This is a genomic window from Vibrio diazotrophicus, assembly GCF_038452265.1.
Lineage (GTDB): Bacteria > Pseudomonadota > Gammaproteobacteria > Enterobacterales > Vibrionaceae > Vibrio > Vibrio diazotrophicus.
Map to the genome: position 1 here is coordinate 1366395 of NZ_CP151842.1, position 16464 is coordinate 1382858.

Annotated in this window: 19 protein-coding genes; 1 reads left to right on the forward strand and 18 read right to left on the reverse strand. The window is 42.9% G+C overall.

Going from position 1 to position 16464, the window contains the following annotated elements:
* Positions 1-44 precede the first annotated feature (44 nt).
* Complete coding sequence (locus AAGA51_RS06155; protein ID WP_042488845.1) at positions 45-602, reverse strand: DUF1415 domain-containing protein; 558 nt, start codon at positions 600-602, stop codon at positions 45-47.
* A 43-nt stretch (positions 603-645) separates the two neighbouring features.
* Positions 646-1863, reverse strand: a complete 1218-nt coding sequence (locus AAGA51_RS06160) for an MFS transporter (RefSeq protein WP_042488843.1) — start codon at positions 1861-1863, stop codon at positions 646-648.
* A gap of 134 nt (positions 1864-1997) precedes the next feature.
* Between AAGA51_RS06160 and AAGA51_RS06165 the strand changes: the two genes are divergently transcribed.
* Positions 1998-2867, forward strand: a complete 870-nt coding sequence (locus AAGA51_RS06165) for a LysR family transcriptional regulator (RefSeq protein ID WP_042488840.1) — start codon at positions 1998-2000, stop codon at positions 2865-2867.
* Between the two features lie 21 nt (positions 2868-2888).
* Here AAGA51_RS06165 and AAGA51_RS06170 read toward each other — a convergent pair whose 3' ends face one another.
* The 16 genes from AAGA51_RS06170 to fliQ form a co-directional block, all read right to left on the reverse strand.
* Positions 2889-3119, reverse strand: coding sequence for a glutaredoxin family protein (locus tag AAGA51_RS06170; RefSeq protein ID WP_042488833.1), 231 nt, complete (start codon positions 3117-3119; stop codon positions 2889-2891).
* A 174-nt stretch (positions 3120-3293) separates the two neighbouring features.
* Positions 3294-3581, reverse strand: a complete 288-nt coding sequence (locus AAGA51_RS06175; protein WP_042488830.1) for a hypothetical protein — start codon at positions 3579-3581, stop codon at positions 3294-3296.
* 80 nt (positions 3582-3661) lie between these two features.
* Positions 3662-4648 carry a flagellar motor protein MotB gene (locus tag AAGA51_RS06180; protein WP_042488827.1) on the reverse strand — a complete coding sequence of 329 codons (987 nt, stop codon included), beginning with the start codon at positions 4646-4648 and terminating at the stop codon, positions 3662-3664.
* The gene (gene motA, locus AAGA51_RS06185; protein ID WP_042488823.1) at positions 4648-5505 is read right to left on the reverse strand and encodes a flagellar motor stator protein MotA; all 858 of its coding nucleotides are present in this window, start codon (positions 5503-5505) and stop codon (positions 4648-4650) included. The genes AAGA51_RS06180 and motA overlap by 1 nt, the downstream gene beginning before the upstream one ends.
* A 9-nt stretch (positions 5506-5514) precedes the next feature.
* Positions 5515-6243: a FliA/WhiG family RNA polymerase sigma factor gene (locus AAGA51_RS06190; protein WP_042488822.1), complete on the reverse strand. Its 729-nt coding sequence runs from the start codon at positions 6241-6243 to the stop codon at positions 5515-5517.
* 11 nt (positions 6244-6254) lie between these two features.
* The gene (locus AAGA51_RS06195) at positions 6255-6752 is read right to left on the reverse strand and encodes a flagellar basal body-associated FliL family protein (protein WP_042488818.1); all 498 of its coding nucleotides are present in this window, start codon (positions 6750-6752) and stop codon (positions 6255-6257) included.
* Between the two features lie 23 nt (positions 6753-6775).
* The gene (locus AAGA51_RS06200; protein WP_042488815.1) at positions 6776-7867 is read right to left on the reverse strand and encodes a flagellar hook-length control protein FliK; all 1092 of its coding nucleotides are present in this window, start codon (positions 7865-7867) and stop codon (positions 6776-6778) included.
* 3 nt (positions 7868-7870) lie between these two features.
* Positions 7871-8176 carry a LafD gene (locus tag AAGA51_RS06205; RefSeq protein WP_373279442.1) on the reverse strand — a complete coding sequence of 102 codons (306 nt, stop codon included), beginning with the start codon at positions 8174-8176 and terminating at the stop codon, positions 7871-7873.
* Complete coding sequence (gene fliS, locus AAGA51_RS06210) at positions 8169-8555, reverse strand: flagellar export chaperone FliS (protein WP_042488807.1); 387 nt, start codon at positions 8553-8555, stop codon at positions 8169-8171. Before fliS ends, AAGA51_RS06205 begins: the two co-directional genes overlap by 8 nt.
* A 21-nt stretch (positions 8556-8576) precedes the next feature.
* Positions 8577-9914, reverse strand: coding sequence for a flagellar filament capping protein FliD (fliD, locus tag AAGA51_RS06215; RefSeq protein WP_042488804.1), 1338 nt, complete (start codon positions 9912-9914; stop codon positions 8577-8579).
* Between the two features lie 319 nt (positions 9915-10233).
* Positions 10234-11085: a lateral flagellin LafA gene (gene lafA, locus AAGA51_RS06220; protein WP_042488801.1), complete on the reverse strand. Its 852-nt coding sequence runs from the start codon at positions 11083-11085 to the stop codon at positions 10234-10236.
* A 286-nt stretch (positions 11086-11371) separates the two neighbouring features.
* Entirely contained in the window at positions 11372-12184 is an 813-nt protein-coding gene (locus AAGA51_RS06225; RefSeq protein WP_042488797.1) for an EAL domain-containing protein, read from the reverse strand.
* On the reverse strand, positions 12177-14270 hold the full coding sequence (locus tag AAGA51_RS06230; RefSeq protein ID WP_042488794.1) for a flagellar biosynthesis protein FlhA: 2094 nt from the start codon (positions 14268-14270) through the stop codon (positions 12177-12179). Before AAGA51_RS06230 ends, AAGA51_RS06225 begins: the two co-directional genes overlap by 8 nt.
* Positions 14271-14291: 21 nt before the next feature.
* The gene (flhB, locus tag AAGA51_RS06235) at positions 14292-15419 is read right to left on the reverse strand and encodes a flagellar biosynthesis protein FlhB (RefSeq protein ID WP_042488791.1); all 1128 of its coding nucleotides are present in this window, start codon (positions 15417-15419) and stop codon (positions 14292-14294) included.
* Positions 15416-16192, reverse strand: coding sequence for a flagellar biosynthetic protein FliR (gene fliR, locus AAGA51_RS06240; RefSeq protein ID WP_042488787.1), 777 nt, complete (start codon positions 16190-16192; stop codon positions 15416-15418). Before fliR ends, flhB begins: the two co-directional genes overlap by 4 nt.
* Positions 16192-16461 carry a flagellar biosynthesis protein FliQ gene (gene fliQ / locus AAGA51_RS06245; RefSeq protein WP_042488784.1) on the reverse strand — a complete coding sequence of 90 codons (270 nt, stop codon included), beginning with the start codon at positions 16459-16461 and terminating at the stop codon, positions 16192-16194. Before fliQ ends, fliR begins: the two co-directional genes overlap by 1 nt.
* Between the last annotated feature and the right edge of the window lie 3 nt (positions 16462-16464).

The following is a 16464-nucleotide window of genomic DNA, read 5'->3' on the forward strand; positions in this document are numbered from 1 at the left end:
ACCGGAGTTATCTCCGGTCTTTTCACATTTAACTACTCCAAAAATCAAAACAAGTAAGGAAACAGCTTCTTTCTTTCTTCGGGGCTGAGGTTACTTACTCGCTCAATATTGATATCCGGAATATCTTCTGGATTTGGGTAGTGCTTGAGAACCTTTTCCATGCTCTCTTCACGAATAAGGTGAAAGATTGGGTATGGCGAACGGTTAGTTAGGTTCTCAGTGTCTTCAGGATCGGTTCCTGCGAAATAGTAATCTGGATGGAAAGTCGCAACCTGGAAAATACCTTCCCAATCTTGCTGCTTGATCAGTGCTTCAACCCAATCAATGAAAAAGTTGTAGTCAACAAAGTCACTTAGCATATTCGGAACCACTACGAGAGTGGTTTCAAGCTCACTGGGTTCTTTGGTATCTAATTCTAGTAACTGGTCTAGGATATCTTGCAGCAAGCTCTCTTCGCTAGCCGCTTCACTAACGAAGATTTTAATTTGCTTGTTGCGTTGTGGTTTGGCGGCAAAAGGGCAGAGGTTTAGCCCTATTACCACGTCATTCAACCATTGATTAACTTGTTGAGTGATAGTTTGATTATCAGTTGCTGAGCTCATATTTCTGTGTCGGTGCTATTATTTGCCGCAAGCATAACACAGTTTAGTGAGTTGAATTGAGCACCACTGATTGCCCTGTTATTGGGGTACGTGCGGTCTGGCTTAGTTTCCAACATAAGGCAAACATCAAGGCATAGATAACCAAACCCGCTGCTGCAACCATAGTCCATCCACCGTGTTGCCAAAAATAGAGTAAGTAGAATCCACCCAAACTACCACCGATATAATAATGAGAAAGATATAAAGCCGTTGCAGTCGCTTTTGCTTCGGTTGCTTTTTGACTTACCCAAGCATAAGCCAGAGTATGAGTGAAGAACGCCCCAAAGCTAATCAACATCAAGCCAATAAGCATCATAGGAATGGAATCGATAATCGCTAAGATCATGCCGCTAAGACTGATAAAACCGCCAGTGACCATACCTGAAACCGGAGAAAAGCGTTTGCTCCAGTTGGAGGTTAATTTCGAGCTCAAGGTGCCGGCCAAGTAACAAACGAAGATCAGTGACGCTAAACCGATAGGCAGGTTATAAGGTTCACTCACCAGTCTGAAACCCATAACCGAATAAAGATTGACGAACAAAGCGAAGTTAGCGCCACCAATCAGCATCGCAAACCAAAGTGTTTTGTTTGATAGGTGTTTTACCAAAGCGCGATTGTGGTGGAAGAAAAGACCGCGCTGTGGTTTGAAATTCTTCTGAACAGGTAAAAGAATTAAAACCAAAACCGCACCCAGCAAAGTGAAGATAGCCGCAATAATAAGGGCTTGTTGCCAACCCAAAGCGTCGGTCAGCAAACCACCGAATATACGTCCGCTGATCCCACCTAATGAATTCGCCGCAATATATCCACCAATGGCTTTGCTAAATGCCTGAGGTGAAAGTTCTTCCACCATATAGGCAACGGCGACAGAAGCGAAGGCTGCTAGTGCGACGCCAAGTAGTGCTCTTGCAGCAACCATTACCCAAAATTCGCCGCTGATTAACATCACTAGGCTGATAAAAGGCATGGCGAATAAACCTAGTAACATGACTCTTCGACGTCCTATCGCTTCTGAGGTAATAGCCCAAGGTACTAAACAGACTGAAAGTGCGAACGTGGAAGCAGCAAACAGCCAGTTGATCTGCGTTTCAGATACCGCAAAGTGCTTAGCCATATAGGGAAGCATGGGTTGAAACAGATAGAGATTGCAGAATACGAGGAATGAGCCAAATGCGAGAGCAAAAGTAACTTTCTTGTACTGCGGACTTTGTAATTCGATCATAGTGCTCTCAACAAACCATCAGGTGAGTAAAACTGGAAGACGATCACAAATTATCAGTGAAAAAGAAATTAATAAAATATATTAAAACTATAATTGCGATATAAATAATTTATAGTTAACTGCTCGCTGATATTATGGAAACTCGTCACCTTAAATATTTTGTCGAAGTCGCACAGCATCAAAGCTTCACCCATGCTGCAAGTGCTTTGCATATTGCTCAACCCGCTTTAAGTATTGCGATTAAGAAGTTTGAACAACAATTGGGTGTTACTTTATTTAGGCGTGATGAAAGAAAGGTCAGTCTTACTCATGAAGGTGAAGTGCTGCTTGAACACGCATTAAGGATATTACGGCAACTGGAAGACGCGCAACTGGCGGTAGACGAGCTAAAAGGGTTAGTGAAGGGAGAAGTGCGGCTTGGTACACCCAGTATGATGGGCTCGTACTTCTTTCCCGAAATCATCATGGCGTTTAAAAGTTATTTTCCCAACTTAAAGATGACCATGGTAGAGGCGGGTACTCAGTCGATTCGCAAAATGCTGCTCAATGGTGAACTCGACATTGGCGTTATCCTCAATCATGATCTTCCGTCAGATCTTGAAGTTGACCCTCTTTTGTCTTCCCAAATGGTTGCTGTGGTGGGTAAAGAACACGAGCTTGCCGAAAAGAAAGAAATTGAATTTAAAGATTTTTTTGACCATGAATTGGTGATGTTTAAGCCGGGCTATTTCCATCGCGACTTCATCGACAACACGTGTAAAGAACACAAGTTAACAGCCAATATATCGTTTGAAACCAACTTATTGCCCATGATTCTTAGCATTGTGAAACATGAGTACGCGATTACCGCATTACTAGAGTTGGTGACTGACCACGAATCAGAAATTCGGGCGATACCGTTTAATCCGCCCGTCTATTTAGATTTGGCACTGGCTTGGAGAAAAGAAGGTTACTTGTCGAATGCGGACAGAACCTTTATAGAGTTCGTGAAAAAATACGTTTAGGTCTTTAAGGCACAGTAAGCGTTAGCCTTTTCCATACATACGGTCGAAATTGTTCGGGTTCCAGCCAATCATTACACGATCGCCAATTTTCAGCACCGGCACACTACGAGCACCCATAGCGTCGAGTTCTTTACGCCCACGTTCCATTTTTGCGTTACATAAGCGGTATTTTATCCCTTTAGAATCAAGGTATCGTTGTGCGTCTTTGCAATGTGGGCATTTGTCTTTGACGTATAAAACAACTCGTTTCATGGTATTCGCTCTGCTCGTAAAGTGGCTTAGTTAAGGTGGCGTAGAAAAGCGGCAAAGTTTACCGATACACAGATAATGATGCAAACCTATCTCTGCATTGACGATAGTCTAATGCGCGAATCTTCACCAAATTTCCGCAACTGTGGAGGCTTTATTTTAAAGCTTCCAACTCACTTAAATCAGAAAGAAGAAGTAAAGGAAATAGATGAACGACAGCAGCGTCGCTGTGATAGTCGGATAAATGATATAGGTTTCGTATTTGGTGGTTTGCATGAAGCAAAGGCCAGTCAATATGACATTGTATAAAACAAGTAGAAGACTTATCGAAGTGCCACTATTGATAGTTAAATGGGTTAGCTGGAAAAGAAAGGTAGCCAGTAAAAAATAATCAACAACAATGAGCCATAAAAGCGTTTTTTTAAGATTGGCTTTTTCACAGCTCTCGTTGTTGTGTCGATCCATGGTGTACTCAGTAAAGTTATAAGACGCTTAAAAAGATCACCCTCTGGTGTGTAATTAGGGCCCAGAGGGTAATGATATGTTTAAGATTTTTGGAGATTTCTGTTTGTGCTATCAACTTCTACAGGGTAGTTAATTGCTTCCTGACGTAAGACAGGTTGATTAAAGTCGGCTTTGTCCTTCGCCTTTTCAAGCTCATTGTCTTCGCTTTTAAACAGTGTTTCCAATACTAGTGATGCGGTCGTAGTGAGGATGAACAGCTCAATTCGGCGGTTTTCACTGCCATTAGGATTTTCTGGATTAAGTAGCGCTCGATTTGACATCCCGGTCACTTGTAACACGCGTTCTTCCGGCATGCCTCCAGCAACTAAAGTTTGACGAGCGATATTGGCTCGATTCGCTGATAATTCCCAGTTGGTGTTATGACTAAATGCGCGCTTAAAAGCAACAGAGTCAGTGTGTCCACTGATAATCAAAGAGTTTTTCACGCGTTGAAATATCGGAGCCAGAGCCAACAGTAAATCTTCAAAGTACGGTGTTAATTCTGTACCGCCACGATCAAACATATGTTGTCGGAAGTCATCTTGTAGAACGATGCGTAAACCTTGTGGTGTGACGGAAACGAACACATTACCTTCGGCATTTATCTGTTTGATCATGTTTTCGATCACTTTAGCGAGTAATGCCAACTCTTCTTGCGTATCGAAGGTTCCATCAATCAGTGAATCAGATTCAGGTCCTTCACCGTCGCCACTATAAAACGAAGTAACAGTATGATTGGAATCTGCTTTGCTTGGCACTGTCGATGAATTGGTTTCCAAATCAATAGGAGACAAACTTTGTGACGTGTCAAAAGGGTTTCCTGCGCTTTCAAAAATGCTGGCTTTCGCGATTTGAGCGACGATAGCTTGTCTTTCTTTCTCGTTGGAAACCTGCATGATCCACAGTACGAGGAATAGCGCCATTAAGGCGATCATGAAATCTGCGAACGCAACTTTCCAGGCTCCTCCGTGGTATTCATCGTGTTCATGCGCCTTAGCGCGTTTGAACACTATATGCTCCTTTTGCATTATACCTCCTGCTCAGTTAGCCATTTTTCCATTTCATTAAACGTTGGCTTGATGTCTAACTGAATGTGTTTACGGCCAGCATCAATCGAAAGTAGCGTAGGTTTTTTTGCAACGTATGCCACAAGGCTTGCCCGAATACATTCGAAAGCAGACATATTGCGTTTAACTCTTTGAGCCATAGCATTACTTAGTGGGTCTAAGCAGCAGTAACAACCAAAAATACCAATAAAGGTGCCAACAAGTGCAGCTGCAACATGATGTCCGATAAGGGCGATAGAACCGTCAATTGATTGCATTGTAATGATAATGCCGCCTACAGCCGCCAAAATACCAAATCCCGGTAAAGCTTCGGCTGTACGTTGAATCGATCTTGATGGCACCATTAAATCCGCCTGAACAGCGTCTATTTCCTGTTCGAGTAATCCCTCAAGCTCATGAGGTGACATCTGTCCCATTGCCATAAGACGAAGGTTGTCTGCAATGAAGGCGACGACTCTATAGTCTTGAGCAATACGGGGATAGCGAGAAAATATGGCACTGCTCTGCGGGTTTTCAATATGTTGGTCCAGAGATTTAAATCCGCTGGTACGTACAGTCTCCAGAAGAATCTGTAGTAAAGCCATCAGCTCCATGTAGTATTTCTGTTCGTCTTTGGGTTGACGCAAAATCATACGTAACTGAAGACGTATTTCCTTAATCACATGAGGCGGATTACCAATGATAATTGAACCTAAAGCTGCACCAATAATGATAAGGAATTCAGCCGGTTGCCAAATAGCGATTAGGCTGCCGCCAGCCCACATATAGCCGCCAAATACACATAATAAAATAATGACGGCGCCAAGAAACTTTTGCATAAGTGACTCCTAAGAAGACAAATGATGATTGAGTTGGTTGAGCGCCTGTTTGTGTAACTGACAAACACGGGCCGGTGTTAAATCGAGTACGAGCGCAATTTCGTTAAGGTTAAGTTCATGTTGATAAAACAGCGTTAGCAGTAGTTGGTCGCGTTTATTAAGCTGTTCTACTGATCGTTCCAAGCTTCGACGAGTATGTTCATGTGAAATGCTGTCGTAGCCGTCTTCGGAAAAATGCTCAACGCCGTTTTCAATCAGTTGATCGAGGCTTTGCATTTCACCTGCAACTAACGCATTTAGACGATAATGATAGTCTTCCCCGTTGGTTCCCAAGGCCTGAATAATCTCACTTTCAGACGGTTGTCTTCCGAGTTTTCTCGTTAAGTCACGAGTAATATCATTAAGTTGGTGTGCATCTTGTCGTGTCTTTCTTGATCGCCAGTCTAGCCGACGCAGTTCATCTAGAATCGCTCCTCGGATACGGCATACGGCGAACGCCGGAAAGTTGGGGTCATCAATGTCACCATAGCGGCGTCCTGCTTCGAGCAAGCCGATTAACCCGATTTGTTGCATATCTTCGACACTGCAATGGGTATTGGCATGAACGCGTAATTGGTTAGAAACCCTTTTCACTAGATGTTGATATTGATTGAGTAGGTAATTTTCATCAATGGCAACAGCAGGAGTGTTTATGTCTTCTGAGTGACTGTAAGCGTCTTGATACTGCATGTCCAACATACGTTCCGACCTTACTGCACGACAAATTTAGTAAGAAGTACATCATCGATGTTATGAAGAATATCTGTTTTATCAAACGCTGAAAGAACGGACTGTTTCACTTCGTTCTGCAATTTGTCGATGATGCCGTCTTGCTGAATGTCCTCATAGGTTTTATCACTAAACAGTTTGATCATTGAGTTGTGAACAACAGGCATATAATCATTTATGTTTTCAATGGCTTCCGGGTATCTGGTTTCCACGGCAATTTCAAGCATAAGGAAATGATTTTGTTTTTCCCCTTTAATACTGAGTACTACTTTCTCTAGCGAACGAAAGCTTGGAGCTTGAGCACCTTCTGGCGAGTTGTAGGTTAGAAAAGACAATGGGGATTGAGCAAACCAGTTATTTGATTCGCCATTGTTCGGGGATTTTAGATACATAATACCGCCAAAAACGATACCACTTGTAACGAGCATGTTAGTGACAAGTAGCATGATAAACATTGTGATAATTTGTTTTTTGGACATAACTATTTCCTAGGATATTCGCTTTAGGCTTGTGCACTGAGCCAATGTTCAGACGTTGGTGTATAGTCTTGGTCTGAAGAGGTTTCTTTCGCTTTATAAATTCTGCCGTTTTGCTCTTCAAAGGTTTGACTTTGTTGTTGATTGCGTTGATCTGAGCCCACGTTGACATCAACATTGACGAAATTTTGTTCCTGAAGTTCAGCACGTAAACGGTCCGAAACCTGCATCAGGGCTTCTCGTGTCGCTGCATTATTTGCATTGATTTGTACACTTAGACGATCTCCTTCTATTCGAACGACCAAATCCAGTTTTCCAAGATCCGGTGGGTCGAGACGAATCTTTGCTTCCTGAAGGTTTTGCTGCGCTTGTAGCGTGACACGATCATGCAGTACCTGAAGCATTTGCTCGCCCCATTTACCCGCTTGAGTATCAATGCGTAAGGTAGCCCATTCTGGTCGGTTTTCACCTGCTGTTACGTTTGTAGTAGATGAAGAGTGTAGGGGGGCTGATTGTGCAGTTGGAGGTAGCGGCGAGGCTCCTATGTTACTGAGCTCACTGTTGATTGCACTGACAAGTTTGATGTCTGCAATAGGCGTATTTGATGTCCTACCGTTAACTTCTGGGTTTGTTAACGGAGTTTGCAATACATTCGTGCTTGTAACTTGATCCGCGTTTGTAGCTTGGGGAACTGATATCTGGTTGTTTAATGTGCCAGCTTCAGCCCCTGTTATATTTCTGCCTTGAGTATATTGTCCATTGGCAAAATTAAACCCAGATACAATTACACCTTGTGCTTGTGCGTTGCTTCTGGATTCAGGTTTGTTCATCTCTTGCACAATATTAACTGTAGGCGGAACCAACATGTTTAACTCTTGCTGAGTATCATCACTGACTTGTTGCTCGTTTGACGCTATGGCGTGTGGATTATCATCCACAGCAAGCTTATGTTCCGTTTTGGACAATGCGGAATTAAATGGAATTTGAACAAGAGTAAAGACTTCAGAGTTCGCTTGCCCATCGCTATTAAAACTACGCGCCTGGTGCACTGATTTAGTAAAAGAGGCATTCTCTTTTACAGGTGATGTTGCTTGTTGAGTTGTGGTTAGTCCCTGCAAAAACTAGTCCTCCATTGACATCGCTAACTGATAGGCCAAAGTGCCTTCCTGTTGCTCGTTAACCTTGGACATTTGAGCTTCCAATTTTGAACTCGCTTCTTTTAGAGCGTGATAAGCCGCTTTATGTGCAGCTTTTACATCAGCAACATGCGGGGCAATACGTGGATCTGTTAGAGAGTCTCTGCCCGCACTTAAAAGTTCACTAAGCTCAGAATCGTAGCGGGCAATAGCACGCCAATCCTGCATCTTTGTTGCTATGGTTATCCGTTGAGTCAGAAAGCGGAAACGCTCCGCTGAAACCTTACGCATGTTGCCCAAAATTAACCCATCCTTCTCTAATGTTGCCCATCACAGTTTCAACATTAGTTAAGCGTTGCACGTCTTTCTGTACGCTTGCTTGATACAGCTCAATTTGGCAGAAGTCGTATAACTGATGTAGGTTTTCAGCGAGCTCGCCGCCGTTCTCCATGTCGAGAGCACTGTCTAAACCAATTAAAATGTTCATACATTTACTTATGCCTGCGCCTTTGGCCGCTAAACGACCCTCAGCTAGGTGGCCACGGATGCGTTCTACTTCATCGAGTAGACCGTCGATAAGCATAACGACTAACTGGTGTGGAGTTGCTGCTGCGGCTTGAGCGTTTAAGTCCACTTGTTGGTATGAGTCATAACCAGAATCCATTAACATAAAGTCTCTCCTAGATCAGACTTAGCCGAACATCGACATTGTCTGATTCATTTGGGTAATAATTTGGTTCATTTGGGTATATTGTTTTAGGTAGCGGTTATAAGACATCTCATATTTTCGTTCTAAGGCTTCTTGTCTATCGCTGATACGATCGAGAGTTTGGCGTAACGCGTCTTTACGTGATGAAAACATACCTGTTGAAAACTGGAGATAGGGCTCCATCATTTCATCGATAGAATCTAAAAGATTACCGTCACCATTGAAGAAGGTGTTCAAAGCCTGACTATTGGTCGTCTGAGCTTCTTTGAACTTGTCGCTATCAATACTCATACTTCCATCACGACTGATTTCAATGCCAAGATCAGCGAGGCGTATTCCAGAAAATTGCTCACGTACAATCGTTTTGAGCTGAGTTTCTATGGAACGAACGGTTGAATCTCCTGCGAGTACACCACGGGCAGTGTCTTCTCCACCGATTGTGGTGTATTTGTCTATGGTCGACATTAAGCTGTTATAAGCTTTGATAATCGAATTCATCTGTTCAGTAGTGCCTTCCTGATCCGGCGCAACTGTCATCGATATTGGCGTCTCACCCGATGTTTGTGCTTTAGATACCGTGATATCGACACCATCAACAACGTTTTCGAAAGTATTACTACTACTGGTTAACTGAAGACCGGATCCTTGGGCACCGGCCCAAATGATCGCATCTTGTGGTGCGGTAATTTCTGTCAGATTAGCGAAAGCATTTTCAAACCATGCTTGGCCTGTACCTGAAGCACTAACATTAATCGCGTTGCTAACGCCGGTTTCTTCACTGGAAAGCATAAAGTAGGTTTGGCCGTTCGAGCGTACCAATGTGGCGTGAACGCCGGGGTTGCTACTATCACTGTTAATCGCAGTGACGAGTTCCGCCATGGTTGATACACCGTCACTATTACTATCAATAGTGGATAGGTCTAAAGACATAGTTTCGCCATTGATACTAAAATTGAGCGTTCCTGTTGAAGGCACTACGGTGCTAGCATCTAAGTTAACTGGCATATCGGCGGACACTTGGTGAGCCGTTGCAATTTGTTCAACAAAAAACTGGTAACTACCTGAAAGTGCGGTAGCGTCAGCTGTCGCAGAAAGATAACCATCAGAAGAGGCGGTCGCACTATTTTTTACGATGCTGCTAGTCGAACTGTTTATTTCATTAATAGCGGTGCGAAAATCTCTGAGAGCCGTTTCAATCTTGCCCAGTGCTGTCAGTTGAGATTGATACTTAGTGTTCTGTGTATCATAACGAGTTTGAAATGCCTGCACGTCGTAGGTCGCAAGCTGTGTTGCCATAGTTATTGGATCTATCGAACTCATTTGTTTTCTCCCTGATATCAGTCTGAGTGCTACTTATATCTGGCTATACATATCTGATTTGAATAAACGTATATTTCAAGATGCGTGCCAGTTAAATTATTTATATAAAACAAATAGATAGGTGTGATAATTAATAAAGGCGGAAGCTCTGTTTCCATAGGATGAGTTCCGCTTTTCCACTTAAAATCACATGCTATTCAATAACGTTAGGCGACATAGTCTTGAATAAAATTAAATGCAACGTGGTGAAACGTAAGTCGGCGAGTGAAAAAAAAACCTCCCATAAAGGGAGGTTCTATTAAGGTATATGGTTGAGCAATTAGCGTAGTAGAGAAACAGCCATGCCTGGAATTTGGTTAGTTTGAGACAGTACCGTTGTACCAGCTTGCATCAACATTTGGTTCTTAGTCATGTTTGAAGATTCTGCAGCGAAGTCTGCATCCATGATACGACCTTTAGCTGCTGTTGTATTTTCAGAAACGTTCGCTAAGTTGTTAACTGTATGTTCTAAACGGTTGATGTTTGCACCCAATGTACCGCGTAGGTTACTGATTGTGTCGAACATGCCTTCCATAACAGTAATTTCGCCATTCGCACCAGCTTGAGTAGTTAAAGCACCTAAACCAGTGATTGCTGTTTCGATTGCTGTAATACCAGTAGACGCATCAACTTGTAGTGTTTCTGCTGCAGACGCACCGATTTGGAATTGAAGAGTTGCATTGCTACCCATAATGCCGTCAGTGGTGTTAAGCAGGTGTGTACCTGAACCGTAAGTTGTTTGATCGATGATACGTGTCATTTCGGTAGCAAGTTGTTGGTATTCTGCATCCAGTGCAGTTTGTTCTGTACCACCATCGGCATAAGTACCGTTAGCTGCTTGAGTTGCTAGATCTTTCATACGGTAAGCGATGTTAGATAATTCATCTAAAGCACCGTCAGCAGTTTCGAGCATAGAGATTGCGTCTTGAGAGTTACGCATTGCAACCGACATACCACGAGTCTGAGCTTCTAGTTTAGTTGCAATAGCCAAGCCTGCTGCGTCATCAGCTGCAGAGTTGATGCGATAACCTGTGCTTAAACGTTCTAGCGCAGTATTAAGTAGGTTGTTCGTACCGCTGATCGTGTTTTGCGCAACGAGTGAAGCATAGTTAGTTTGCATTGATAAAGCCATGTTCGATTCCTCAAGTGGTTTCAATATGTTATTGGGTTCGGGATACTTCCCTGTTCACTAATTAGAGGCGGATGATCGAGTGAGAAAATTAATTAAAAATTAAGAGAAATTAAGAAATTTTTTAAAAGTGATTAAAATTCAATAGCTTATGTGTTTTCTTTGTGAGGGTTATTATTTAGATTATTTTGATTCCCCCTTTACTAACAACTGATGTGTCAGTGATGCGGAAAGTGTAGGGGGAATAGAGGCAGACTGTAACTTTGCTAATTAAATGTCACGTCGTTAATTAATAGGTATCATTATCCGCATCGCTAAAGTTTCTAAATGACATAGACATTGGGATATCGCTGAAGTAACCAAAATAGTAACTAGCGCCAAGCAACTTATATTGGTTTAGTTCTATTTTGCTGGAAACTCTACCTGCAACCCATTTGTAACGTGATTGTCGAAGGAAACGTGCGATTGGCAAAAAAGCTTGCCTGTCTTCTTTATTTTCCAATGACACGGCAAGTTTGATCATGTCTGGTTTGAACAGCGCTACTTGTTCGAATTGGTCACATGGAGCATAGAGCTCAAACCAAACCGCATACGCAGTCTTTTGAACTTGTTTTACTAATTCCTGAAGTTCATCAGGAGAGGTTAATGGAAAGTCTACCTGTATTGATGGCACTATGTGCGCAAATGTCTGCTGATGATGCTCAAGAGCTTGTTCGATAAATAGTTTACCTTCTGGCCACAGTATTGTTTCACCTTTAATAGGGACGACGACATTACTGATGAGATCCGGGTGAAAAGTTTCTAATTGGAATTTAGTTTGACGAAGTGCTAGGTATAGGCTGTATAAGTCTAGGCAGTACGCCATTTTCTCTGATAATTGAAACTGATAAACACTCTGTTCGCCATGGCTACCAAATCGCAAAGTTAGGTGTTGAAACTCAACTTCACCAGTATTCGCTTCACGGATTGCCTGACAGGCGTGACGAATATCGTTGTGTTTGAATGCTTCAAATACCAAAGCGTCGTCATTGGTAGTGACGTTGTTTTCGATAAGATCGCTGAGATATTGGAACAGCGTCTGAAAAGAAAATAGCTTAACCAAGGTTACCTACCACACTTATCTGTTTGTTTTCTGGAATCTCATTGTATGACAGCACAGCTAGCCCATGCGCGAACGTTCTTGCGTATCTTGCAACTAACGGTCTTAATTGCGGCATAACCAGCAGAATAGAAGGAATACCTTGCTGTTTCATTTGTTGCCTAATGAGAGGTAAATTCTGTTGGAATTGTCCCAGAATGTTAGGTTCAACAGGAAAACTATCTAGCATCACGGTGCCACGAGCTTGAGCCTGTTGCAAAGAAGTCATGAGCATTTGCTCAAGTTCGTCAGATAATGCATAGACTTTAATTTCCTGTTTTTGACCCGCTAAAAGGTTAATCAAAGTCCGGCGTAATGCACAGCGAATATCGGCGGCCAATAAGATTGGGTCTTTTGTATTTTCACAAGACTCAAGCATGGTGTTCGCAATGGTTCGAATATCTTTCAGGGGAACCTGATCTAACAAAAGCTGACGATAAACTTTGAGTTGTTGCGCAGGGCGCAAGGCCGCAGCAAGTGCTTCAGCGAGTTTCGGTGCTTGAACGGTTAAACGTTGATTCATCGCGTCTACATCATCATGATTAAACAGTTCAGCAAGGTTGGTTTTCATAACTTTACTAATATGCGTAGCAACGACTGTCGCATCATCGACAACCTGATAACCCATATTAAGTGCCCGAGCTTTTTGCTTATGTTCTATCCATACCGCTGGTAATTGATATGCAGGATCGCTACCGATGATACCGTCGATCTCACCGTAGGTTTCTCCTACCGCAATTGCCATCAAGCGTTCTGGTTCTATAAAACCTTCTTCTATCGTTTCCCCGTTTAGGGAAATAGTGTACTGATTCGGTTTAAGATTGAGGTTATCTCTAATGCCCACTTCTGGAAGCAGGAACCCGACTTGCTCTGATAAATTGCGGCGTACGCCTCTGATTCGTTGCGTTAGGGGCGCGCCTTGTTGTTTATTGATTAGATGAACGAGTCGATAACCGAGGGAAAGCCCTAAAGTCTGCACGTGAGGTATATCTTCCCAGCTTAGCGGTGTGTCTTCTTCCTGTCGCATTGCTTTTGCAAGGGCAGTCACTTCTTCAAGCTGCGAGTCTTCAACCGGCAGTTTGCTCTGACGCCATCCGGCAAAAGCGACAACAACAGCAAAAGTGAAGAAAGCTAAGTGTGGCATACCTGGAACAATACCGATAACAAACATAATGCACGCTACGGTATAAAGCGTCGAAGGTGTCGCGAGCAACTGCTTGTGCATTGTTTGCGACATATCGTTATCGCTATCGTTAATGCGCGTAACAATAATCGCTGCTGACGTTGCTAATAGAAGAGATGGGATCTGAGCAACTAAACCGTCACCTATGGTAAGTAGAGCATAAGTTTTAAAGGCTTCGGCTGCAGCCATACCGTGTTCAAATACACCAATAGCGACACCGCCAATAATGTTTATGAACAAGATCATCAATCCTGCGATAGCATCACCACGGACAAACTTAGATGCACCGTCCATTGAGCCGTGGAAATCTGCTTCATTCGCTACTTCTCGGCGGCGTTGACGAGCGGACTCTTGATCGATCACCCCGGCATTCATATCAGCATCTATTGCCATCTGTTTGCCAGGTAAAGCATCTAGAGTGAATCGAGCAGAAACTTCAGAAATTCGTTCTCCACCTTTGGTAATGACGACAAAGTTAATGATCATTAGGATGATAAAGACCACCATACCAACGACATAATTTCCGCCGATTACCACTTCACCAAATGCTTGAATGACTTTACCTGCAGACTCGGCACCATTATGTCCTTCAAGCAGTACAATCCGCGTAGATGCTACGTTTAGAGTCAAACGTAGTAGGGTTGCGACAAGCAATATGGTTGGAAATATGGAAAAGTCCAACGGACGTTTTGCCGTTGTACTCACTAATAAAACCAGAATCGCAAGCACGATATTGAAAGTGAACAAAGAGTCCAACAGCAAAGGCGGTAAGGGCAGGATAACCATTGCCAAGATCATCAGTAAAACGATTGGAATACCAATATAAGATTTACTTGTACTTTGTAGTTGTTTTAACCGGTTTAACATCGGTACAGTCCTTATTACTGATTAATGCTGCAAGTTCTTAGGAATGGAAAAATGAGGGAGTGGCATCGGTTCTTCCCCTTTACCATTGCGAAAAGATTTCAACTGCAACACGTACGTCAAAATGTGTGCTACCGCGATATAAAGCTGGCTTGGAACAGCCTGTTCAATGGCGGTTGTATAGTAAATTGAACGAGTTAACGGAGGAGAGTTAATGATTTCTACGTTATTTTCTCTAGCAATACGCTGAATATGCATTGCGGTCTCATCAATACCTTTAGCGACCACGAAAGGGGCATCGGATAAAGAGAGATCGTATTTTAGTGCAACGGCATAGTGTGTTGGGTTGACGATTACTACATCAGCCTTTGGTACCATTTTATCGGCACGGCGTCGGGCAAATTGTTGTTGGATTTGGCGAATACGTTGTTTAACTTCTGGACGACCTTCATTGCTTTTATATTCTTCCTTCAATTCCTGCTTGGTCATCTTGAGTTCTTTCATATGCTCCCATCTTTGGTAGGGAATATCGACCAGTCCAAAAAGCAATAACACGCCCCCCATTAAAAGAAGACCGTCAAACAGGATACTCATTATTAATTTCACACCCTGATTGAGAGGGAGTTGCTGCATTCCCAATAGAGACTGTAGATTTGAGTCCATATACCAATACAATGCGAAAGAGATAACCACGACTTTCAGCGTGGATTTGAGAAGCTCGACCAATGAGCGGGTAGAGAACATCCGCTTAATTCCAGTTAAAGGATTAAGCTTACTCAGTTTGGGTAACATGTTCGCAGGACGAAACAGCCATCCTCCGAGAACCATGTTAGAGCCTGCGGCTGTAACAACAATGACTACAAACATAGGAATTAACAGTTCGACTAAAATACCTAAGCTGTGCATCAACTTTTCAATCATCGTGATTGGGTTTTCAAGATCTTGATGAGTGAGAGACATGTTGTAGCGAAACACACCCGTAATGGTGTGCCAAATCGTAGGGAGTTGTGCTGAGAAATAGAAAGCCACAGCGAGAAAAATAAGCGCGGTGGTAAATTCTTTGGCTCGAGGTATTTGGCCTTGTTCTCTGGCTTTTTTGACCTTTTGGGGTGACGCTTTTTCGGTTTTATCCTGAGAAGACGATTCGCTCATGCTCTTCCCACCATAAATTGATTTAGAAAACGTAATGTGTCATGAACTAATCCTGTGTAGCTGCCGGGTATACCGCTAACGGATAGCAATACGGTGAATAGCCCCAATAGCATTGTCATTGGAAAACCGAGAGCGTAAACATTGAGGCTTGGCGCTGCTCGGTTCATTACACCAAAGCTAATGTTCGCCAGAAGCATAGCGACGATTGCCGGCAGGGCGAGAGCGAGAGCTGCCGAAAACATCCAGCCAAATACGAAGATAAGTGTTTTTACCGATAAGATTGTAATGCCCGAACCAACGGGCCAAACCTCAAAACTTTGAATTAAGATATCGATAACTAAAAGGTGCCCTTCGAGAGCTAAGAATAATAGAGTGGAAAAAATGAGAAAAATTCGGCTAAGAATCGGTACCGACATTCCATTCACAGGGTCATTCATAACAGCCATACCAAGTCCCATTTGTAGAGAGACAATTTGACCAAGCATGGTAAAAACCGTGAACAGCATATGAATGATTAATCCAAACAATAAGCCCCAAACGGCTTGCTCAAATGCAAGAAAAAGTGACGTCATCGAAAAAAGTTCCACTTCTGGCATTGTTGGCATAAGAGGAGCTGTTATCACAGTAATGGAAAGTGCAAGTAGTGTTCTTATCCACACAGGAATAAGCAAATCACCAAAAATTGGCATTGAAATAAACGCTGCGCCAATCCGGAAAAACGGCCACCAAAGTTGACCTAACCAACTGGATATTTCGCTGAAACTCAACTCCATTAGCCAAGCATTCCGGGTATATTGAGGAACAGGTAATCAAACAACTCCATAATTTGGCGTATCATCCAATGGCCAGCAAATATGACCATTAACATAGTCACGATGAGTCGGGGAAGAAAACTGAGTGTCTGTTCGTTAATCTGAGTTGCGGCCTGAAAAACAGCAACACCTAGTCCCACAATTAAACCAGGAACAACCAATACAGCGACAATTAGGATGATCAACCAAACGGCTTGAGAAATGAGGGTTACGACATACTCAGGAGTCATTTA